Origin of the sequence: Amycolatopsis magusensis (assembly GCF_017875555.1) — a bacterium.
Classification (GTDB): domain Bacteria; phylum Actinomycetota; class Actinomycetes; order Mycobacteriales; family Pseudonocardiaceae; genus Amycolatopsis; species Amycolatopsis magusensis.
The window spans coordinates 5,472,433-5,492,838 of the sequence record NZ_JAGGMS010000001.1 but is presented as its reverse complement, the minus strand read 5'-3'; the positions used below and the strand labels follow the sequence as shown (position 1 = coordinate 5,492,838).

The following is a 20,406-nucleotide window of genomic DNA, read 5'->3' as shown; positions in this document are numbered from 1 at the left end:
GTGGCCGAATCGAGCATCGGCCGCTAGCGGCGTGGCCGAATCGAGCATCGCCCCCAGCACCGTGGCGTGCCGGGCACGACCATCAGGCCGTGCCCGGCGCCCGCCATCTTCAGGCTCCGGCCTCGCTCACTCCACGGCGGGCCGGATCTTGCCGGTGACCTCGCCGAAGCCGATTCGGCGTCCGGTGGGGCTGGGGGCGGTGGCGGTGATGGTGACCTCGTCGCCATCGACGAGGAAGGTGCGGTCTTCGCCCTTGACGGTGATCGGTTCGCGGCCGCCCCAGGTGAGTTCGATGAACGCGCCGCGCTGGTGCTTTTCCGGGCCGGAGATGGTGCCGGAGGCGAACAGGTCACCGGTACGGGCCGACGCGCCGTTGACCGTCAGGTGGGCCAGCATCTGCGCGGGCGACCAGTACATCTCCCGGTACGGCGGGCGCGCCACCGTTTCGCCGTTCCACTCAACGGCCAGGTCGATGTCCAGCCCCCAGTCCCCGCCACGCAGGTACGGCAGCGGCTCGGGGTCCTGGCCGGGCAGCGGGACGCGGGCGGCGGCGAGCGCGGCCATCGGCACCACCCACGGCGAGATCGAGGTGGCGAAGCTCTTGCCCAGGTGCGGACCGAGCGGCACGTACTCCCAGGCCTGCAGGTCGCGGGCGGACCAGTCGTTGACCAGCACCGCGCCGAAGACGTGGTCGTCGAACTCGTCCACGCCGATGCGCCCGCCCAACGGCGAACCGGCACCGACGACGAACCCGAGTTCGGCCTCGATGTCCAGGCGGCGGCTCGGCCCGTAGGTCGGCGCGGTCTCGTCCGGCGCCTTGCGCTGACCACACGGGCGCACGATCTCGGTGCCGGAGACCAGCACGGTGCCGGCGCGGCCGTGGTAGCCCACGGGCAGGTGCTTCCAGTTCGGCATCAACGGCTCGGAATCCGGCCGGAACAGCCGCCCGAGGTTGGCGGCGTGGTGCTCGGAGGCGTAGAAGTCCACGTAGTCCGCGACCTCGAACGGCAGGTGCAGTTCCACTTCGGCGACCGGGTGGACCGCCTCATCGGGGACGTCACCGGCGAGCAGTTCACCGAGCCGGGCACGCACCTCGTCCCAGCGGGGGCGGCCCTGCGCGAGGAACGGGTTCAGCGTGGGAGCGGCAAAATCATCTTCGCCGAGCAGGATCGCCAGGTCCACGACGGAGTCGCCGAGGCGGACGCCGACCCGCCGGGAAGACACTGCTTCGCCGGGCCGCGAGAACACCCCGTACGGCAGGTTGTCGTGGCCGAACGGCGAGCCGTCCGGGAGCTCGATGACGGTCATGCGGTCGATCCTTCCGTACCGGCGCCGGGTCGCGGCGCGGTGACAAGGCCCAGCTCCACCAGTTCGGTGAGCGGGTCGGTGATGCTGCAGGTGCCGAACGAGGTGAAGGCCGCGCGGGCCGCCGCCACGCGCCGCGGCCCGAGCGCCGCGAGCGTACCGGCGATCTTGGCACCGTCGCGTTCGGCCAGGACCGCGGCGGCGTCCTCGGTGGAACCACCGTCCAGCACGCTGTCGGTGGCGAGCAGGACGTTGAGGAAGCCGTGCTGCTCGAACCCGGTCTCCGGGTCGGTGTTGCGCACGGCGTGGTGCAGCCCGGCGGTCGCCTTGAACGGCACGCCCGCCTCGACCACCGCGGCGATCGCGGCGGCCAGTTCGGCTTCGCCGGGGTACATCTCCGCCCGCACGCCCCCGGTCCGGAACTTGGCCCGGTACCGTCCGGCGATCCCGTCCAGGATCTTCGGACGGCGATCATCCCGCGGGACTTCGACGTAGACATCGAGCTCGGGCACGCCGTCGAGCCGGGTCAGGAACTCGCTCGTGGACAGGTCGCCGGGCACGGCGACCTCCACCGACCGCACCTCGACCGGCAGCCTGGCCGCGGTCGCCAAGGCGTCGGGCAGACCGGCCGGGCCTTCCGGCAGCGTCACCGACAACGGCAGCCGCGAGCCGTCGTCCGGCAGGAGCGGGCCGAGCTTCGGCAGCGCCGCGGCCGACAGCACGAGCGGGCCGACCAGCTCCACGTACCAGGCGTCAGCCCGTTCGCGGTAGGCCCGGACGGCGTCCGGGAGCGGGGCCAGGCCGGGCGGGAACACGGCGGCGTCGTCGCAGAGGTGACTTACGACAGCGGGAATCAGCACTGGGACATCCTCGTCAGTCGGTACCGGCGGCAAACGGGCTCCACTCTAGCGAGCCGCGTGCCCGCGCGAGTGCCGCCGGAAGGTCCGCCGGATCGGTGAGCACGGCGGCGATGTGGGCGTCCGGGCGGATGAGCCAGGCCTCCTCGGGCCTGGCCCCCAGCGCGGCGGTGAGCGCTCCTTCCGGATCGATTTCGGCCAGCTTCAGCACGCGGACGGCCACCGTGGGGCCGAATCCGGCACCGGCCAGCAGCAGGAAGCCGTCTCGCGCGAGGGCCCGGATGCGCGTCGGACCGGTGCCCGGCAGGACGACGGGCGCGTCCGGCACCAACACCCCCGGCCCGGCCGGTGGCGCCTCGCCACGCGGTGGTCGTCCGGCGAACGGGCGGCGCGGATCCGGGGTGGTCAACGGGGAATCGACGTACCAGAACGGCTCGGCCAGCCGCCCGGAATCCACGCTCGCCCGCGCGTCCTGGTCCGTGGCCGCCCGTTCGAGCACCTCGGTTCGCCGCCGCGCCCGCGTTTCGTCCGCGGGCACGAGGAAATCCATCGTCGCGGTGGTGACGGCGATGTTTTCGAGCGCCGCGGCATGCCGTTCGTCGTGGTAGGTCTCGAGCAGTTCCTCCGGAGCCCAGCCGTGCCCGACGTAGGCGAGCTTCCACGCGGCGTTCTCCGCGTCGCCGACGCCGGAATTCAGGCCACGCGCGCCGAACGGCGAGACCAGGTGTGCCGCGTCCCCGGCGATGAGCACCCGGCCGCGGCGCATGCGGTCCGCCACCCGTGAATGGAAGCGGTAGACCGATTTCCAGACGATCTCGTAGTCGCGGTCGCCGATGATCCGGCGGATCCGCGCGTCCAGCGCGCCGGATTCCACCTCGGCCTCCAGCTCGTAACCGGCCGCCACCTGCCAGTCGATCCGGAAGGTCGACCCCGGGCACGGGTGGATGAGCACCTGGCGGCCGGGGTTCCACGCCGGGTCGAAGTAGAACCGCCGTTCCGTGGCCCAGCCGGGCAGCTCGGCGCGGATGTCGCAGATGAGGAACCGGTCGTCGAAGGACTCGCCCTCGAAGGTCACGCCGAGCAGGCGGCGCAGCTCGTCACTGCGTGCCCCCGCGCACACGACCAGGTAGGACCCGCGCAGCGTCCGGCCGCCGGCCAGGCGCGCTGTCACACCGGCCGCGTCCTGGTCGATGTCGGTGACCTCGTGGCCCCAGCGCAGGTCCACCAGTGGTTCGGCGGCGATCCGCTCGTCCAGGATCTCCTCGGTGCGGGTCTGCGAGAGGTTCACGAACGGCGGGAACACCGGCGTGCCCGGCTCGGCGAACTCGTAGCTGAACAGCTCGGCGTCCCGGTGGAAGGTACGGGCTGTCGTCCAGGTGACGCCCTCGGCCGCGATCCGGCGGCCGGCGCCGACCGCCTCCCAGACGTCAAGCACGTCCCGCTGCTGGCAGATCGCCTTGGACCCGGCCAGATCGCGGGCCGGGCGCCGGTCGAGCACGATCGACGGCACCCCCCACCGCGCGAGCAGCAGGGCCGTGGTCTGGCCGACCGGACCGGCGCCCAGGACGAGCACCGGCTCGAGCGGCCAGGATTCGTTGCGCATCAAGCTTCCCTCCGGTCAGCCCTGCAACTGCGCCCACACCTCGCGGTCACGTTCGGCGGTCCAGATCACCGGCCGCTCGACGCCGGACAGCTCGTCCCAGAGCCGCGACACGTCGAACGGCAGGCAGTGCTCGAAGATCGGCCAGTGGCCGTAGTCGCCGGCCAGCGCCGCGTGGGTGGCCTCGAAAGCTTCCTTGAGCGTGCCACCACGCTGTTGTACAGCACCGACTTCACGGATCATCACGTCGAGGAAACCGCGCGTCTGCTCGATCGCGGCGTCGACGGCCTCCCGCCCCCGGCTGACCGCGCCACGGCCGCCGACCAGTTGCTCGGCCCCGAGCGCCTTCACCGCGTCCAGCGTGCCGGTCGCCCAATCGCGGTGGAACGCGTCTCCGGTGTACAGCGCGGCCTCGGCCTCCACGAGGTCACCGGCGAAGAGGATCTTCTGCCGCGGCAGCCACGCGGTGATGTCGCCCTCGGTGTGCCCGCGGCCGTGCCACTGCAGCACCAGCTCACCGCGATCGCCACCGAGGTCGATGGTGAGGCGGTCGGCGAAGGTGAGCGTGGGCCAGGTGAGGCCGGGTACGGATTCGGCGGCCTCGGCCAGCCGCGGCATGCGCGCGAACTCGCTTTCCCAGTCCTGCAAACCCCGCTCGGCGACGAGCGCGGCGGTGGTTTCGTGCGCCACGATCGTTTCCGCGTCGAACGCGCTGGCGCCGAGCACCCGCACCGCGTGGTAGTGGCTCAGCGCCAGGTAACGCACCGGTTTGCCGGTGTGCTCCCGCAGCTTCGCCAGCCATTTCCGCGCGGCGACCGGGGTGGCGAGCGCTTCGAAGCAGACCAGGAAGTCCTCGCCCTCGATCGCGCCGATGTTCGGATCACCCTCCGCGGTGAGGGCGTAGACGCCGTCGGCGAGCACCTCGAGGGTCTGCTCCTTGACGGCGGTGTCGGCGGACGAGGCGAATGGCTTGGCCATCGGTTTTCCTTTCGCGGTGCGGTGGTCAGTCGGTCGCCAGCACGAACGCCTCGCGCTCGGCGGCGGGACGTTCCCGTAGCGCGAGCACGGCGGCGAGGGTGACCAGGCAGGCGAGCAGCATGTAGGCCGACACCGACAAAGACGTGCCAGTGACGCCGATCAGCCAGGTTCCGACCAGGGGCGCGAACCCGCCGCCGAGGATCGCGCCGAAGGCGTACGCGAAGGAAACGCCGCTGTAGCGCACCGAAGCCGGGAACAGTTCGGCGTAGGTCGCGGCCTGCGGGCCATAGGTCAGGCCGAGCCCGAACGCGAGCACGACCACCGACAACAGCATCAGCGGCATCGAGCGGGTGTCGAAGAGCAGGAAGAACGGGAAGGTCCACGCCGCCATCGCGATCGTGCCGACGAGGTAGGTGCGGCGGCGGCCCCAGGTGTCGGACCACCGTCCGGCCAGGAGGGTGAACACGCCCCAGGCCACCGCGCCGACCATGCCCGTGAACAACATCGACGAGCTCGACAGGCCCAGGGTGCGGGTGCCGTAGGAGTTGATGAACGCGATCAGGATGTAGCCGACCATGTTGTTGGCGATGAACAGGCCGATCGCGACGAGCAGTTCCCGCCGGTGCGCCCGGAACAGTCGCGGCAGCGGCGCCGACCGCCGGGTCCGCCGGTCACGCAGTTCGGTGAACACCGGGCTCTCGGAAACCTTGGCGCGCACGAAGAACCCGACGCCGATCAGCACCACCGACAGCAGGAACGGCACGCGCCAGCCCCACGACTGGAACTGCTCCTCGGTCGTCGTGGCCGAGACGGCGAAGAAGACCAGGTTCGCCAGCAGCAGGCCGATCGGCACGCCGATCTGCGGGAACGAGCCGAAGAAGCCGCGACGGCCGGGTGGCGCGTGCTCCACCGACATCAGCGCGGCCCCGCCCCACTCGCCACCGGCGGAAAGTCCTTGCAGCAGGCGGAGAACGACGAGCAGCACCGGTGCGGCCACGCCGATCGACGCGTACGCGGGGAGCAGGCCGACGCCGACCGTGGAGACGCCCATCAGCAGGAGCGTGGCCACCAGCACGACCTTGCGCCCGTACCGGTCCCCCAGGTGCCCGGCGACGATGCCGCCGATGGGCCGGGCGACGAAGCTGACGCCGAGCGTGGCGAACGAGGCCAGCAGCGCCGCCGTGCCGTCGAGCGCCGGGAAGAACTGCTTGCCGAACACCAGGCCGGCGGCGGAGGCGTAGATGAAGAAGTCGTACCACTCGATCGTGGTGCCGACCAGGCTGGCGCCCACCACGCGCCGCAGTTGCGCGGGGCTGGTGGGGACGGTGCTGGGGCTGAGCGTCATTGGCAGTCCCTTCCCGGCGTCGGGAGATAATCAAAGGTTTGATTACCGGGGAACGTACGGGACCACCGCGGGGAACGCCAGTGACCTGGGTCACATTTCTAGAAGCGGAGGTTGACCCAGTCCTCGGTGTGCGCGGCCGACGCGAGCTTGCCGAGGACGCGGTTGAGCACCTCGAGTTCGCCGGGTTCGAGCAGTCCGGCCCAGGCCGCTTCGCGCTCGTTGTGGCGGCGGAAGGTCTCCTCGAGCCGCTGCCTGCCGGTGTCGGTGAGCGCCAGCAGCACGGTGCGGCGATCGCGGCCGTCGGGCACCCGGTCGAGCAAGCCGGAGGTGGTGAGCGTCTTGGCGAGGCTGGACACCGCGGCGCGGCTCATCCCGGTCAGCTCCGCGGCGCGGCTCGGTTCCTGCGGCCCGGAAACCCACAGCGTGAACACCAGCCGGAAGGCCGACCAGCTCCACCCGGCGGGCCGGTGGACAGTGGATTCGAGGTCGTAGACGAGCGCGTTCGCCACCCGGTGGATCATCAGCACCATGGCCATCGCCGCGCGATCCGTGCCGGGCAGGCGTTCCTGCGTCCGATCGAGCGCGACCTCCACGAACGACAGCAGATCATCCGGCGGCGCGTCGGTTCCTCGGGGCTCAGCCACCCGCCGATCGTAGGCGCCGCGTGCCAGCACTCCCGCCCCCGGGCGAGTCGCACGTTCCCGCAGCCGAGTTCCACGTTCAGGCAGCCGAACCCCACACCCAGGCAGCCGAATCACACACTCAGGCAGCCGAATCACACAGTCACGGCCTCAGCCGAAGGTGGAAGGCGAATGCTATGAGTGGGGCATTACTTGCAATGAACGCAAGTAATGCCCCACTCATAGCATTGGGCCGGGTGTCAGCCGGGTGGTGAGTGGGGCGAGGAGTTCGTAGGAGCGGCGCCGGTCTTCGTGGTGGTACACCGGCGTGGTGATCATCAGTTCTCCGGCGCCGCTGCCGTCCAGGACGGCTTGCAGTTGCGGCAGCAGCGTTTCCGGGCTTCCGCAGAGCACCCGGGCCCCGGTGACCGGACTGTCGTAGTGGCCGGCGTCTTCCGGGCTGGGCAGCTGGATCCGGTGGCCGCGGAGTCGGCTGTGCACCTTCATCCGCGTCGAACCGGCGAGCCATTCCGCGCGCTCGTCGGTGTCCGCGGCGATGACGGACACGCTGACCAGCGTCGCCGGTCGCAGGTCGGGGGTCAGGTGGTGGGCGAAGGCGTACGGCAGCCCGAGTTCGGCGGCGAGTTCGGCGCTGTCGCCGGACCTGCCGAGCAGCCAGAGCGCCGGGGCATTACCGCCCACCACGGGGATCGCGGGAACGTCCGCCTCCTCGACGAGATACGCGCGCAGCTCCTCCACCTGAGCGCGGAACGGCCCGGCCGTCCGCCCGGAACGGACGGCCGCCACCGCCGCCGGTGGGCCTCCCGGGGCCCGGCCGATCCCGAGGTCGATCCGTCCCGGGTGGAGCGCGGCCAGCGTGCCGAACTGCTCGGCCACCACGAGCGGGGCGTGGTTGGGCAGCAGCACCCCACCCGCCCCGACCCGCAGGCGCCGCGTCACCTGGGCGAGGTGGCCGACGAGCACGGCCGGAGCCGAACTGGCGACCCCGCGCATGCCGTGGTGCTCGGGCACCCAGTACCGGTGGTAGCCCAGCGAATCGGCCAGCACCGCGAGGTCGGCCGTGTGCTCCAGCGCCTGCTTCGGCGTGGACCCCTGCACGATCGGCGCGGTGTCCAGGACGGAAAGCCGCACCTTCTCCGTCGTCACGGCCCCCAGTGTGCCGTTTACCCCGCGGTCAGCGCGGTGATCAGGCCGATGGTCAGCGCGGTCCGGTGCGGGATGTGCTCCACCAGCACGTGCTCGTGCCGCGCGTGCGCGCCGCCGCCCACCGCGCCCATGCCGTCCAGGACCGGGCGGCCCAGCGCTGAAACGAAGTTGCCGTCGCTGGCGCCGCCGACCGTGGCGTCTTCGAGCGACCAGCCGAGGCCGTCCGCCACCGCCTGCGCCTTCTCGAACAACGCCTGCGAGGGTGCGTTCGGGGTCATCGGCGGGCGGTTCCAGTCGCCGGTGGCCTCGACGGTGACGCGGGGATCGCTCGCCCGCAACCCGGCGAAGACCTCGTCGATGCGCCGCATCTCCGACGGCTCGGCGACCCGCACGTCGATCCCGCAGACGGCCTGCCCCGCCGTGACATTCCTCCCGGTGCCACCGCTGATGGTGCCCACGTTCACCGTCGTGCCGCGCTCCCGCGAGCCCGCCGCGGCGACCTGCGTGACGATCTCGGCCAGGCTGTGGATCGCGCTCGCGCCCTTGTACGGATCGAGCCCGGCGTGCGCCTCCACGCCGGTGACCGTCACGTCGAACAGGCCCACACCCTTGCGCGACGTCTTCACCTTGCCGTCCAAGGACGCCTCGAAGACCAGGTTCGCCAGCGTGCCCTCGCTGGCCGCCTCGATGTGCGGCCGCGAGAACGTGCTGCCGATCTCCTCGTCCCCGTTGAACAGGAACTTGACCGACGGGTGCGGCAGCCCCAGCTCCCGCAGCCCGCGCAGCGCCCACACCGACTGCACCAGGCCGAGCTTCATGTCGAACGCGCCGGGCCCGCTGATCCGGCCGTCCTCGATGGTGAACGGCCAGCCGGCGAGGGTGCCCGTCGGCCAGACCGTGTCGTAGTGGCTCATCAGCAGGACCGTCCCGGGCGCGGTGCCCGGGTAGGTCAGTTCGAGCACGTCACCGCGCGTCGTGTCGCTGTGCCGGATTTCGTGCTCGGGCGCGCCGAGCCGCTCGGCGATCCACGACCGGAGGGTGTCGAGGCCGCGGTCGAGCAGGGGCTTGTCGTAGCTGTGCGTCTCCAGTTCGACGATCGTCTTCAGGTCGTCGAGCATCGCGGGCAGGGCGCGCTGGGCCCAGTCGGCAGGTGACACGGGATTCCTTTCTAGCGGACGGGTGCGCCGGGGCCGAGCGGGATGCCGAACACCCAGAACACGAAGAACAACACGGTCCAGACGGCGAGCAGGGTCAGTGCCAGCGGGATGGTCATCGACAGCAGCGAGCCGATGCCTGCCGAGCGGCGGTAGCGCTGCAGGAAACCCAGCGCCATCACGAAGTAGGGGCTCATCGGGGTGATCGCGTTGGTGCAGGAGTCGGCGATGCGGTAGAGCGCCTGGGTGGTCTCCGGCGGGATGTCGAGCAGCATCAGCATCGGCACGAACACCGGGCCGACCAGCGCCCACTGCGCCGAGCCGCTGGTCACGATCAGGTTGATCACGGTGACCACGAGCAGGATGCCCAGCAGGATCACCGGCCCGGACACCCCGGCGGACTTCAGCACACCGGCGCCGTGGATGGCGGTGATCTCCCCGATGCCGGTCCACTTGAAGTAGGCCAGGAACTGCGAGATGGCGAAGAACAGCACCAGGATCGGCGCCATCTCCTTGAACCCGTGCGCCATGAACCCCGGGATGTCGCGGCTGCTGGTCACCGTCCCCGCCGCCTTGCCGTATGCCCAGCCCGCGGCCAAGAACGCCAGCGCAAGGAAGATCGAGATCGAGGTGAGCAGCGGCGACTCCACGATGCTGCCGTCTTCGCCACGCAGCGGTGACCCCGAGGGCAGGACCGCCAGCACCAGCGCGAGCACGACGGCCACCAGCGCGATGAGCGCGGCACGCAGCCCGCGCCGCTCTTCGGTGCTCAGCTCCAGCGAGCCGAGATCGTCCTGTTCGGCGTCCTCATCCACCGGCATCGCTTCGGCCCGGCGGGCCAGCACCTTCTCCGTCACCAGCGTGATCACCGCGGCCAGCACGAACGACGACGCCAGCGAGAAGAAGTAGTTGTCCAGCGGCGTCACCACGTACGCGGGGTCGATCGTGTGCGCGGCGGCGGTGGTCAGCCCGGACAGGATCGCGTCGGACGGGGTGATCAGCGGGCTGGCGTCGTACCCGGCCGAGATGGACACGAACGCCACCACGATGCCGAGGATCGGGCTGCGGCCCACCGCCCGGAAAGCCATGGCGCCCAACGGGATCAGCACCACGTACGCGGCGTCGGAGGCCACGTGCGAGACCATGCCGGTGAACGCCAGCGCGAAGGTGACCCACCGCGGCGACACCTTCGACACCCCGGACCGGAGCACCGCGGCGAGCAGCCCGGAGCGCTCGGCGACCGCCACGCCCAGCATGACCACCAGGATCGTGCCCAGCGGCGGGAACGCGGTGTAGTTCTTGACCACGTCCTCGACCATCATCCGCACGCCGTCGACGGAGAGCAGGTTCTTCGCGGCCACGGTCTTGTCCGTCGCCGGGTTCACCGCCGACACCCCGGCCGCGGACAGGCCCCAGCTGGCCAGCGCCAGCACCCCGCTCAGGATGACGAAGAGCCAGAACGGGTGCGGCAGCTTGTTGCCGAGGCGCTCGACGCCGTCGAGGGCGCGCAGCAGCAGGTTCAGCACTCTCGAAGCCGGCTTGGCTGGGCTGGTGCTCATCGGCGGCGTCTCCTTCCCGGGGTTTGCGGGCCCATTAGACGGGTATCTGGCCGAATAGTGCAAGCTCGAACCTCAGGCCGCCGGTTTCAGTCACATTGATCGTCAATCTGGGTGATACAGTCAGACGTGCTCAACGAAGCCGATCTCGACCTGGTCGCCGCGCTCCAAGTCGCGCCGCGGGCGTCCGTCGCCGTACTGGCCGACGCGCTCGGCATGTCCTCCAGCACGGTGGGGCGCAGGCTGGCCCGACTGGAGGAACAGCGGATCCTGCGGGTGATCGGCCAGGTCGAATGGGCGGCCAGGGCCGAGGGCAATCCACGGCACGTCTGGGTGACCACGCGACCGGGCTCGGTGGGCGAGGTGGCGCACGCACTCGCGCAGCTCCCGGAAGCTCAGCTCGTGGCGGAGACTTCCGGCCGGTCCGACGTCTACCTCGCCGTGCACGACACCGACCGCGCGCGTGCAAGGGAACTGCTGACCGAACGCATCCCGAGCGTGCCCGGCGTGGCCGGAACACATTCGGAACTGGTCCTGCGGGCGTTGACCAGAGCCGATTCGTGGCGGCTGCACCGGCTCGACGACACCCAGGTGGCCACGCTCTCCCAAGCGGAGGACGCCGTCACGCCATCGGACAGCCCCGGTGGCTCGAAGGTCGGCGAGGACGAGCGGCGGGTGATAGCGCTATTACAACAGGACGGGCGGATCACCGCCGCGGAGGCGGGCCGGGTGCTCGGCCTCAGCCAGTCCACGACCTACCGGCTGATCCAGTCGATCCTGCGCCGCGGCCTCGTCCGGCCGCGGGTCGAGGTGGAACCCGCGCTGCTCGGCTACGGCCTGGAGGTGATCATCGCGCTGACCATCTCCCCCGGCGCCATCCAGGCGGTCGCGGAGGAACTGGCCCGCCACCCCTCCGCGCGGTACGTCTCGATCGTCGCGGGCACCACCTCGGTGATCCACCAGGGCGTCTTCCGGAACGAGGACGAGATGGCCGACTTCCTCACCCGGGACCTGGCGCCGCTGCCCGGGATCAGCGCACTCCAGGTGTCCGTGGTCCTGCGGATGCTGCGCCGGTACTGGATCCACCGCGAGGACGGCCGGTTCGCCTGATCACAACTCCCGGCACCGGAGCCCGGGCGCGGGCCTGGTGTCGTCCTCCGAAGCGATCACCGTCATCCCGAGCTCGACGGAACCACCGGCGTCGATCGAGACGTTGTAGTCGGCGTTCGTGACGGTCACCGCCTCGCCGTCCTGGGTGAACTTGCCGTTCCAGAGGTGCGCGATCCGGTGCCCGCCAGGCAATTCCCAGCTCACCTCCCAGCCGGTCAGCCGGTCGGAGCCGTCGTTGCGCACGCTCACCCCGGCCTGGTAACCACCCGGCCAGCTGCCCGCCACGGTGAACTGGGCCGTGCACGTCGGCGCGGGCGGCGCGGACGAAGCAGGCGAGGACGCGGGGGCGGCATCCACCGGTGTGCCGGCCGGGCCCGGGCCGTTGATCAGCACGCCGGCCACCACACCGGCCGTGACCAGCGCCGCGGCCGCCACACCGGTGACCGCCGTCCGGCGGGAAAACCCGCGCCGTGCGGGCAACAGGAGCGTCTGCGGTGACGGCGGTGCCACCGGGCGGCCTTCGGCAGCGGCGGCCAGCATCTCCCGCGCGGCCCGCATGTCCGGGCGCGCGCCCGGGTCGCGGTGCAGCAGCCACTGCAGCGCGCCGGTCAGCTCACCCGCCCGGCGCGGCGGGGTGATCGTGTCGCCGGCGACCTTGTGCAGCATCGCGATCGCGTTGTCGTCGACACCGAACGGCGGCCCGCCTTCGAGCACCGCGTAGAGCGTGGCGCCGAGGGAGAACACGTCCGACCGGCTGTCTGCTTCACCGCCGCGCGCGACCTCGGGGGCCAGGTAGGCGGGTGTGCCCGCCAGCACCCCGGTCGCGGTCACCGAGGCGTCGCCCGCCGCGCGGGAGATGCCGAAGTCGGTGATCTTCGCGGTGCCGTCCTCGGCGATCAGGACGTTGTCGGGCTTGATGTCGCGGTGCACGATGCCCGCCTCGTGCGCGGCCTCCAGCGCGGAAGCCAGCTGCGCGCCGATCTTCGCCACTTCGCGTGGTCCCAGGCCCGGCAGCGCGCCGAAGCTCTTCGACGGCAGGTACTCCATCACCAGGCACGGGCGCCCCTCGTGCTCGGCCACGTCGTGCACGGCGATCGCGTTCGGGTGCCGCAGGCGACCGGCGTTGCGGCCCTCACGCATCGCCCGCGCGACGGCGTCCTCGGCGTTCCCGGTGTCGACCAGCAGCTGCTTCACCGCCACGCGGCGATCGAGGCGGTCGTCGTGCGCCAGCCACACCACGCCCATCGCGCCCCGGCCGAGCAGCGACACCAGCCGGTAGCGACCCGCGATCACCTCACCAGGTTCCACCGCACGAACCCTAGCGGAGGACCAGCGCCGGAAGCTCCGCCGCCGGGCACAGGCGCAGCGTGCCGCCGGGGTGGACGGCGGTGCTCAGGATCCGGTTGTGCCGGTCGACGACCTGCTCGGCGGTCAGGCCCGCTTCGGGATCACCGTCGGCGGCCGGGGCGTGCCCGTCGCTGACCAGAACCACGTCCAGGCCGTGGCTCAGCGCGGACCGCGCGGTCGCGTCGACGCAGTAGTCGGTGGCGAGCCCGGTCAGCACGATGGTGTCCACGCCCCAGCCGGTGAGCAGCGCGGCGAGTTCGGTGTCGTAGAAGGCGTCGGTCGCCGTCTTGCGGATCACCACGTCGGACGGCTCAAGACCGAGGCGCGTGCTGACCGGCGACTCGGGGTCGAAGACCTGCTGCAACGCCACCACCGGCGTGCCGCCCGGCCGGAGTTCCCGGGCCAGCGCGGCGATCCGGTCCGCCAGTTCCTCCCCGCGCCGGACGAGCGGGAGCAGCGTGTCCTGCACATCGACGATCACCAGCGCCGCCTTCATGACCAGGCAGCCTATCCGCGTCGCCACCGCGCTGGGGGCGGCACGCGACCGGTAACGTGGTGCCTCCCGATCGCAGGCAGGAGGGCATCGATGACCGCACCGCCCGAGCTCCCCGGTGGCGGTGTCCGCGAAGTGAAGTCGGCGGCCCGCACCCTGGAGTTGCTGGAGCTGCTGGCCGCCCGGCGGAACCGCCCGGCGCGGCTGCGTGAGATCAGCGAAGCGCTCGACATGCCCCGCAGCAGTTGTTACGCCCTGCTGCGCACCCTGGTCAAGTACGGCTGGGTGCGCACGGACGCCTCGGGCACCCTCTACGGCATCGGCATCCGCGCCCTGCTCGCCGGCACCACCTACCTCGACACCGATCCCTGCGTCCGCATCGCCAAGCCGGTGCTGGACATGCTCGGCGAGCAGCTCGACGAGACCTTCCACCTGGGCAGGCTCTCCGGCGACAAGGTGGTCTACCTGGTCACCCGCGCCTCCAGCCAGTACCTGCGCCCGCACAGCCGCGTCGGCCGCCACCTGCCCGCCTACTCGACCGCGCTCGGCAAAGCACTGCTGGCCGAACTCGAGACGGACGAGGTGGACGAGCACCTGCCCGCCGAGCTGACCGCGCTGACGCCGAACACGCACACCGACCGGGCCGCCCTGCTCGACGACCTCACCGAAATCCGCGAACGCGGGTTCGCGGTGGACCGTCAGGAGAACAGCCTGGGGGTGCAGTGCTTCGCCCTCCCACTGCACTACTCGGCCCCGGCCACGGACGCGATCAGCTGCTCGGTCCCCTTGGCCCGCCTCACCCCGCAACGCGAGGCCGAAATCCTCGGCGCGATGCGGAAGGCCCGCGAAACCATCGACGAAGCCGCCATGGCGGCCGAACTCGGAGGCACCGGAGACGCCTGAGCCGTCTTCATTTGTATCAGCTGTCTTCACATGTGAACAGGTAGCGGTTAGGCTGCCGGGGACCCAGCCGTCCGCCGGGAGGTTCCCCTGTGCCGAACACCGAGGCCCACCGCATCCGGGAAGTCCGCGTCACGCCGGTGGCGTTCGCGGACCTGCCGCTGCTCAACACGGTCGGCGTGCACGAACCGTTCGCCCTGCGCGCGATCGTCGAACTGGTCACCGACTCCGGGCTGACCGGCCTCGGCGAGACCTACGGCGACGCCGGCCACCTCGACCGCCTCCGGCTGGCCGCCGCCGGACTCGACGGCGTGGACGTGTGGCACGTGCAGGAGATCGCCCGCCGGATCCGCGTGGCGCTCGCCGCGGACACCGGCACAGGCGGGCACGGGATGAGCGGGATGGTCACCGGCAGCCGGACCGCGGACCGGGTGCTGTCGCCGTTCGAGGTCGCCTGCCTCGACATCCAGGGCAAGGCGATCGGCCGCCCGGTCAGCGATCTGCTCGGCGGCGCGGTCCGCGACCGCGTCGACTACAGCGCCTACCTGTTCTACAAGTGGGCCGGGCACCCCGGGTTCGAGGACGACGCCTGGGGCGCCGCGCTCGACCCCGGGCAGCTGGTCGCCCAGGCCGAGCGGATGATCGGCGAATTCGGCTTCAGCGCGATCAAGCTGAAGGGCGGGGTGTTCGCGCCCGACGCCGAGGTCGAGGCGATTCTCGAGCTGCGCAAGGCTTTCCCCGACCATCCACTGCGGATCGATCCGAACGGCGCCTGGAGCGTCGAGACCTCGATCCGCGTCGGCCGCGAACTCGACGGCGTGCTCGAGTACCTGGAGGACCCGACCACCGGCATCGAGGGCATGGCGGCGGTGGCGCGCGAGGTCTCCATGCCCTTGGCCACCAACATGTGCGTGGTCGCCTTCGACCAGGTGAAACCGGCCGTGGCGGCGGACGCGGTGCAGGTGATCCTGTCCGACCACCACTTCTGGGGCGGGCTGGACCGGTCCCGCTCGCTGGCGCGGATCTGCGACACCTTCGGCATGGGCCTGTCCATGCACTCCAACTCGCACCTCGGCATCAGCCTCGCCGCGATGACCCACCTCGCCGCGGCCACCCCGAACCTGAGCTACGCCTGCGACACGCACTGGCCGTGGAAGGATCCGGCCGACGACGTGATCGTGCCCGGCGCGCTCGCCTTCGAAGGCGGCTCGGTCGCCGTGCCCACCGCACCCGGCCTCGGCGTCGAACTCGACCGCGACGCGCTGGCGCGAATGCACGAGCAATACCTCTCCTGCGGCATCCGGGAACGCGACGACACCGGCTACTTCCGCCGCTTCGAGCCCGGGTTCGACCCGGCCGCACCGCGCTGGTGACGCGGTGCGCATCCTCCTGACCGACCCGATCCTGAGCCGGTTCACCGGCGAACTGACCCGTGACGGCGGTGACGGCCACGACTGGGAGTTCCTCGCGGGCCGCCCGGACGCCGAGGTGGTGGCGCGGCTCGCCGGCGCGGACGTGCTGGTGGCCTCCCGGATGACCGGGCCGATGGCCGAGGCGGGCGCTGGCTTACGCCTGGTGCACGTCACCGGCGCCGGGCTGGACCGCATCCCGCTGGACGCGCTCGCGCCCGGCACCACCGTGTGCAACACCTTCCACCACGGCCGGTCCATCGCCGAGCACGTGGTGATGGTGGCGCTCATGCTGTCCCGCCGGGTGCTGCGGGCGGATCGCTTGCTGCGCATCGGGAAGTGGGAGTCCGTCGCGCTCGATCCGGCTGTACCGCTTGGCGGCACGCTGGCCGGGCGGACGCTCGGGCTGGTCGGTTTCGGCGAGATCGGCAGGCAGGTGGCACGGGCGGGCAGCGCACTCGGCATGCGCGTCCGCGCGGTCCGGCGCAACCCGGGCACCCCGCTGCCCGACGACCTGGCACTGACCCAAGTGGACGGTGACGACCGGCTGCCCGAACTGCTGGCCGACTCCGACGTCGTGGTGCTCACCGTGCCGCTTTCCCCGGCCACCAAGGGATTGATCGGTGCCGAGGAACTGGCCATGATGCGCCCGGACGCCCTGCTGGTGAATGTCGCACGCGGCCCGCTCGTCGACGAGAACGCGCTTTTCGAGGCACTGGTCGAAGAACAGCTGGGCGGGGCCGCGCTGGACGTCTGGTGGAGCCACCCCAAGGACGGTGGTGGTGCCACCGGGTACACGCGGCCGTTCCACGAGCTGGAGAACGTGGTGCTGACCCCGCACCATTCCGGGCACACGCGCGAGACCTTCACCGGCCGTGCCAGGGAGATCGCCGGCAACATCGCCCGCCTCACCGCCGGGCAGCCGCTGATCAACGTGGTCAGAGGAACTGCCGCACGGTGAGCGTGGCGGCGCCGGTGACGGCCAGTGCCATGGCGATCCAGCGCGTCCGGTCCGGGTCGAGCCACCGGGACAGCGGGCGCGCCAGCAGCACCCCGGCCGCGGCGGCGGGAGCCAGGAAAGCCGAGTACCGCAGGGTTTCGGCGTGCACCACGCCGGCGATGGCCAGCGCGCCGAGGCTCAGCAGCGAACCGACCAGGAAGAAGGCGCTCATCGTGCCACGCAGCCGCGGCCCGGCGTAGCGCTGCCAGACCAGCGCCATCGGCGGCCCGCCGATCGAGGTGGCGGTGCCCATCAGCCCGGACGCCGCCCCGGCCAGCGCCACCGCCCGCGGGGTCGGGTGCGGCCGGAACCCGCGCAGGCTCGCGACCACCCCGAGCACCACCACCCCGGCGACGCACAGTGCGAGCGCCCGCGCCGGCAGGAACGCCACGAGTGCGGCACCGGCGATCGTGCCGGGCACCCGGCCGCCGAGTGCCCAGCCCGCGCCACGCAGGTCCAGGTGCGCGCGCTCGATCAGCACGGTCGCCGCGGTCACCCCGGTCGCCAGCAGGAGCAGCACCACCGGGATCAGGCCCGGGTCGACCAGCGCGATCACCGGCGCGGCCAGCATCCCGAGCCCGAAGCCGATCGACACCTGCAGCAGCGCGCCGACGAGCACGACGGCCGAGAGGAGGCCGAACTGCAGCACGCTCACGCGGACGCCGCGGCGGCGGCCAGCGGGAAGTGGCAAAGCCCTTCGTGGGCTTCTCGCGAGACCACCGGTGGCGCTTCGGCCGCGCACCGGTCCGTGGCCTGCCAGCACCGCGTCCGGAACCGGCAGCCCGACGGCGGGTTCAGCGGTGACGGCAGTTCGCCCTGGAGCAGGATCCGTTCCGGGCGCGCCGAACCCGACACGTCCAGCGACGGCGCGGCCGACATCAGCGCGGCCGTGTACGGGTGCAGCGGCTGGTCGAAGACCGCCTCGGCGGGCCCGTGCTCGATCACCTTCCCCAGGTACATCACCGAAACCCGGTCGGCGACGTGCCGGACCACCGACAGGTCGTGCGAGATGAACAGGTAGGACACGCCGAGCCGCTCCTGCAGTTCCGCGAGCAGGTTCAGCACCTGCGCCTGCACCGAAAGGTCCAATGCGGACACCGGTTCGTCGCAGATGATCAGCTCGGGCTCGAGCGCCAGCGCGCGGGCGATCCCCAGCCGCTGGCGCTGCCCGCCGGAGAACTCGTTCGGGTACCGCTCGGCGTCACCGGCACGCAGGCCGACCAGGTCGAGCAGCTCCCGGACCCGGGCCGCCCGCGCGGCCGCGGTCGGCTGGACGTCGCGGTGCGTCCGCCACGGCTCCCCGATCAGCTCGGCCGCGGTCATCCGGGCGTTCAGCGAGGCGAACGGGTCCTGGAAGACCATCTGCACGCGGCGACGCCAGGCCAGCAGTTCCTTGCCGCGCAGGGTGAACGGGTCGACCCCGGCGAAGGAAACGGTGCCCTCGTCCGGCCGCTCCAGCAGCATCAGCACCCGGGCCAGGGTGGACTTGCCGCACCCCGACTCCCCCACCAGGCCGACGGTCTCCCCGCGGCCGATCCGCAGGTCGACCCCGTCCAGCGCGGTCAGCCGGTTCCTGGCCACCCGGAAGGTCTTCCGGACACCACTGACCTCGAGCAGTGTGTCAGGCATGGGAAAGCTCCTCCGGGAAGTGGCAGGCCGCCGACCGGGACGAGCCGGTGGTGCTCAGCCGCGGGCGCTGTTCGGCACACAGGTCGGTGGCCTTGGGGCAGCGGGCCTGGAACACGCAACCCGTTGGTACCGCGCTGAGTTCGGGTGGACTGCCGGGCACGGCGTGCAGCGGCCGCCCGCGAACCCCGTGCTCGGGCACCGAATCCAGCAGCCCACGGGTGTAGGGGTGGCGCGGGTCGGCGAAGACCTCGCGCACCGGCCCGGTTTCCACCACGTTTCCGGCGTACATGATCGCCACGTCGTCCGCCTGCTCGGCGACCACGGCCAGGTCGTGGGTGATCAGCACGAGCGCCATCTCACGCTCCTCCTGCAGCTCGCGCAGCAACCGCATCACCTGCGCCTGCACGGTCACGTCGAGCGCGGTGGTCGGCTCGTCGGCGATCAGCACCTGCGGGCCGAGCGCCACGGCCATCGCGATCAGCAGCCGCTGCCGCATGCCGCCGGAGAACTGGTGCGGGAACGACCGCGCCCGCGCCCGCGGTTCGGGGATGCCGACGGTCTCCATCAGCTCGATGGCCTTCTCCCGCGCCGCCCGCCGGGACAGCTTCCGGTGAATGCGGAACGGTTCACCGAGCTGCCTGCCCACCGGCTGCACGGGGTTCATCGCGGTCAGCGCGTCCTGGAAGACGATCGACAGCACCGGCCCGGCCAGCCGACGGCGTTCGCTGCGGCTGAGCTTCAGCACGTCGGTGCCCGCCACCCGGACCGCGCCGCCCGCCACCTCGGCGATCGGGTCGAGCAGCCCGGCGATGGTCTGCGCGGTGATCGACTTGCCGCAGCCGGACTCGCCGAGCAGCGCCAGTGTCCGGCCCCGGCGCACCGAGAAGCTGACCTGGTCCACCGCGCGGACCGTGCCGGCCGGGGTGCGCAGGTCGACGCAGAGCCCGTCGACCTCGAGCGCCACGGCCGCGGTGGTGTCCGAAGTGGACTCGGTTGTGGCTGCCGCGTTCATGCGGTGACCTCCGTGGTGGTGGGACGGGCGCGCCGCGGCAGGGTCAGCCGCCAGCGCTGGGCCGGGTCGGTGGCGAGGCGCACCCAGGCGGCGAGCACGGTGGCGGACACCGTGGTCACCACGATCGCCACGCCCGGCAGCACCGCGATCCACCACGCCGTCTGCAGGTACTGGCGGCCCTGCGCGACCATCAGGCCCCAGCTGACCTCCGGTGGCTGGATGCCGATGCCGAGGAAGCTCAGGGAAGACTCGGTGAGCATGACGAAGCAGAAGTCGAGCGTGGCCACGGTCAGCAGGGTGGGCAGCGCGATCGGCAGGATGTGGCGGTAGATCGTCGGCCAGCTGGTCGCGCCGAAGGTCCGGGCCGCGTCCACGAACAGCCTGCTCTTGAGTTCGGCCGCTTCCGCACGGGCGGTACGCAGGTACACCGGGATGCGGGCGATCGCCAGGATCAGCACGATGTTGCCGACGCTGGGCGCGAAGACGTAGAGCACCACCACGGCGAGCAGCAGGGACGGGAAGCTGAGGATCACGTCGGCGACCCGCATCGCCACGTTCTCCCGCAGGCCGCCGTGGAAACCGGCCCACATGCCGAGCGTCGCGCCGATCACCAGTGAGCAGAGCACCGCGGGCACGGCGACCGAGAGCGTGGTCCCGGCGGCGTCGACCAGCCGGGCCAGCACGCTGCGCCCCAGCACGTCGGTGCCGAGCAGGCCGAAGAAACCGTGGTCGAACGAAGGCGGGCGCAGTGAGGCCCGCAGGTCCTGGCGGACCGCGCGGTCGCCGATGAGCAGCGGGCCGAGCACCGCGGTGAGCAGCACCAGCCCGAGCAGGACCGCGGCCACCACGGCGAACCGGTCGCGGCCGAGCAGGGTCCACCAGCGGGCCCGGCGGGCCGGGACAGGTGTTTTCGAGGTCACGGGG

General features: G+C 71.7%; 19 protein-coding genes. 4 read left to right on the top strand and 15 right to left on the bottom strand.

Annotated features, from left to right (window positions below):
- Positions 1 to 126: 126 nt before the first annotated feature.
- From fahA to JOM49_RS24650, 9 genes are all read right to left on the bottom strand, one after another.
- Positions 127 to 1,308 (bottom strand): fumarylacetoacetase, encoded by a 1,182-nt coding sequence (fahA, locus tag JOM49_RS24690; protein WP_209666612.1) that lies wholly within the window; start codon positions 1,306 to 1,308, stop codon positions 127 to 129.
- Complete coding sequence (locus JOM49_RS24685) at positions 1,305 to 2,165, bottom strand: hypothetical protein (protein ID WP_209666611.1); 861 nt, start codon at positions 2,163 to 2,165, stop codon at positions 1,305 to 1,307. The genes fahA and JOM49_RS24685 overlap by 4 nt, the downstream gene beginning before the upstream one ends.
- 13 nt (positions 2,166 to 2,178) lie before the next feature.
- Complete coding sequence (locus JOM49_RS24680) at positions 2,179 to 3,765, bottom strand: FAD-dependent monooxygenase (protein WP_209666610.1); 1,587 nt, start codon at positions 3,763 to 3,765, stop codon at positions 2,179 to 2,181.
- 15 nt (positions 3,766 to 3,780) lie between these two features.
- On the bottom strand, positions 3,781 to 4,740 hold the full coding sequence (locus JOM49_RS24675) for an MBL fold metallo-hydrolase (RefSeq protein ID WP_209666609.1): 960 nt from the start codon (positions 4,738 to 4,740) through the stop codon (positions 3,781 to 3,783).
- Positions 4,741 to 4,765: 25 nt separating this feature from the next.
- Complete coding sequence (locus JOM49_RS24670; protein WP_209666608.1) at positions 4,766 to 6,085, bottom strand: MFS transporter; 1,320 nt, start codon at positions 6,083 to 6,085, stop codon at positions 4,766 to 4,768.
- A gap of 98 nt (positions 6,086 to 6,183) precedes the next feature.
- Positions 6,184 to 6,729 carry a MarR family winged helix-turn-helix transcriptional regulator gene (locus JOM49_RS24665; protein ID WP_308158855.1) on the bottom strand — a complete coding sequence of 182 codons (546 nt, stop codon included), beginning with the start codon at positions 6,727 to 6,729 and terminating at the stop codon, positions 6,184 to 6,186.
- Between the two features lie 216 nt (positions 6,730 to 6,945).
- On the bottom strand, positions 6,946 to 7,872 hold the full coding sequence (locus JOM49_RS24660; RefSeq protein WP_308158854.1) for an LLM class flavin-dependent oxidoreductase: 927 nt from the start codon (positions 7,870 to 7,872) through the stop codon (positions 6,946 to 6,948).
- Positions 7,873 to 7,889: 17 nt separating this feature from the next.
- Positions 7,890 to 8,990, bottom strand: coding sequence for a M20 family metallopeptidase (locus JOM49_RS24655; protein ID WP_209671554.1), 1,101 nt, complete (start codon positions 8,988 to 8,990; stop codon positions 7,890 to 7,892).
- A gap of 50 nt (positions 8,991 to 9,040) precedes the next feature.
- Positions 9,041 to 10,585, bottom strand: coding sequence for an AbgT family transporter (locus JOM49_RS24650; protein ID WP_209666607.1), 1,545 nt, complete (start codon positions 10,583 to 10,585; stop codon positions 9,041 to 9,043).
- A gap of 114 nt (positions 10,586 to 10,699) precedes the next feature.
- Here JOM49_RS24650 and JOM49_RS24645 point away from each other — a divergent pair, with 114 nt between their 5' ends.
- Positions 10,700 to 11,692: an Lrp/AsnC family transcriptional regulator gene (locus tag JOM49_RS24645; protein WP_372444225.1), complete on the top strand. Its 993-nt coding sequence runs from the start codon at positions 10,700 to 10,702 to the stop codon at positions 11,690 to 11,692.
- Here the strand turns inward: JOM49_RS24645 and JOM49_RS24640 are convergent, their stop codons facing one another.
- Positions 11,693 to 13,000, bottom strand: a complete 1,308-nt coding sequence (locus JOM49_RS24640; protein ID WP_209666606.1) for a serine/threonine-protein kinase — start codon at positions 12,998 to 13,000, stop codon at positions 11,693 to 11,695. It lies immediately after the preceding gene.
- A 10-nt stretch (positions 13,001 to 13,010) separates the two neighbouring features.
- Positions 13,011 to 13,535 carry a cysteine hydrolase family protein gene (locus JOM49_RS24635; protein WP_209666605.1) on the bottom strand — a complete coding sequence of 175 codons (525 nt, stop codon included), beginning with the start codon at positions 13,533 to 13,535 and terminating at the stop codon, positions 13,011 to 13,013.
- Between the two features lie 90 nt (positions 13,536 to 13,625).
- Here JOM49_RS24635 and JOM49_RS24630 point away from each other — a divergent pair, with 90 nt between their 5' ends.
- The 3 genes from JOM49_RS24630 to JOM49_RS24620 all read left to right on the top strand — a co-directional run bounded on the left by JOM49_RS24630 (position 13,626) and on the right by JOM49_RS24620 (position 16,802).
- Positions 13,626 to 14,435, top strand: coding sequence for an IclR family transcriptional regulator (locus tag JOM49_RS24630; RefSeq protein WP_209666604.1), 810 nt, complete (start codon positions 13,626 to 13,628; stop codon positions 14,433 to 14,435).
- An 89-nt stretch (positions 14,436 to 14,524) separates the two neighbouring features.
- Positions 14,525 to 15,805, top strand: coding sequence for a glucarate dehydratase family protein (locus JOM49_RS24625; protein WP_209666603.1), 1,281 nt, complete (start codon positions 14,525 to 14,527; stop codon positions 15,803 to 15,805).
- A gap of 4 nt (positions 15,806 to 15,809) precedes the next feature.
- Entirely contained in the window at positions 15,810 to 16,802 is a 993-nt protein-coding gene (locus JOM49_RS24620) for a 2-hydroxyacid dehydrogenase (protein WP_209666602.1), read from the top strand.
- Here the strand turns inward: JOM49_RS24620 and JOM49_RS24615 are convergent.
- The 4 genes from JOM49_RS24615 to JOM49_RS43245 are packed head-to-tail and all read right to left on the bottom strand — an operon-like array spanning position 16,780 to position 20,402.
- Complete coding sequence (locus tag JOM49_RS24615) at positions 16,780 to 17,496, bottom strand: sulfite exporter TauE/SafE family protein (RefSeq protein ID WP_209666601.1); 717 nt, start codon at positions 17,494 to 17,496, stop codon at positions 16,780 to 16,782. The two genes, JOM49_RS24620 and JOM49_RS24615, sit on opposite strands and share 23 nt — an antisense overlap.
- A complete protein-coding gene (locus tag JOM49_RS24610; protein ID WP_209666600.1) occupies positions 17,493 to 18,470 on the bottom strand; it encodes an ABC transporter ATP-binding protein in 978 nt (325 codons plus the stop codon). Before JOM49_RS24610 ends, JOM49_RS24615 begins: the two co-directional genes overlap by 4 nt.
- Positions 18,463 to 19,482 carry an ABC transporter ATP-binding protein gene (locus JOM49_RS24605; protein WP_209666599.1) on the bottom strand — a complete coding sequence of 340 codons (1,020 nt, stop codon included), beginning with the start codon at positions 19,480 to 19,482 and terminating at the stop codon, positions 18,463 to 18,465. The genes JOM49_RS24610 and JOM49_RS24605 overlap by 8 nt, the downstream gene beginning before the upstream one ends.
- On the bottom strand, positions 19,479 to 20,402 hold the full coding sequence (locus tag JOM49_RS43245; protein ID WP_209666598.1) for an ABC transporter permease: 924 nt from the start codon (positions 20,400 to 20,402) through the stop codon (positions 19,479 to 19,481). The genes JOM49_RS24605 and JOM49_RS43245 overlap by 4 nt, the downstream gene beginning before the upstream one ends.
- Positions 20,403 to 20,406 lie beyond the last annotated feature (4 nt).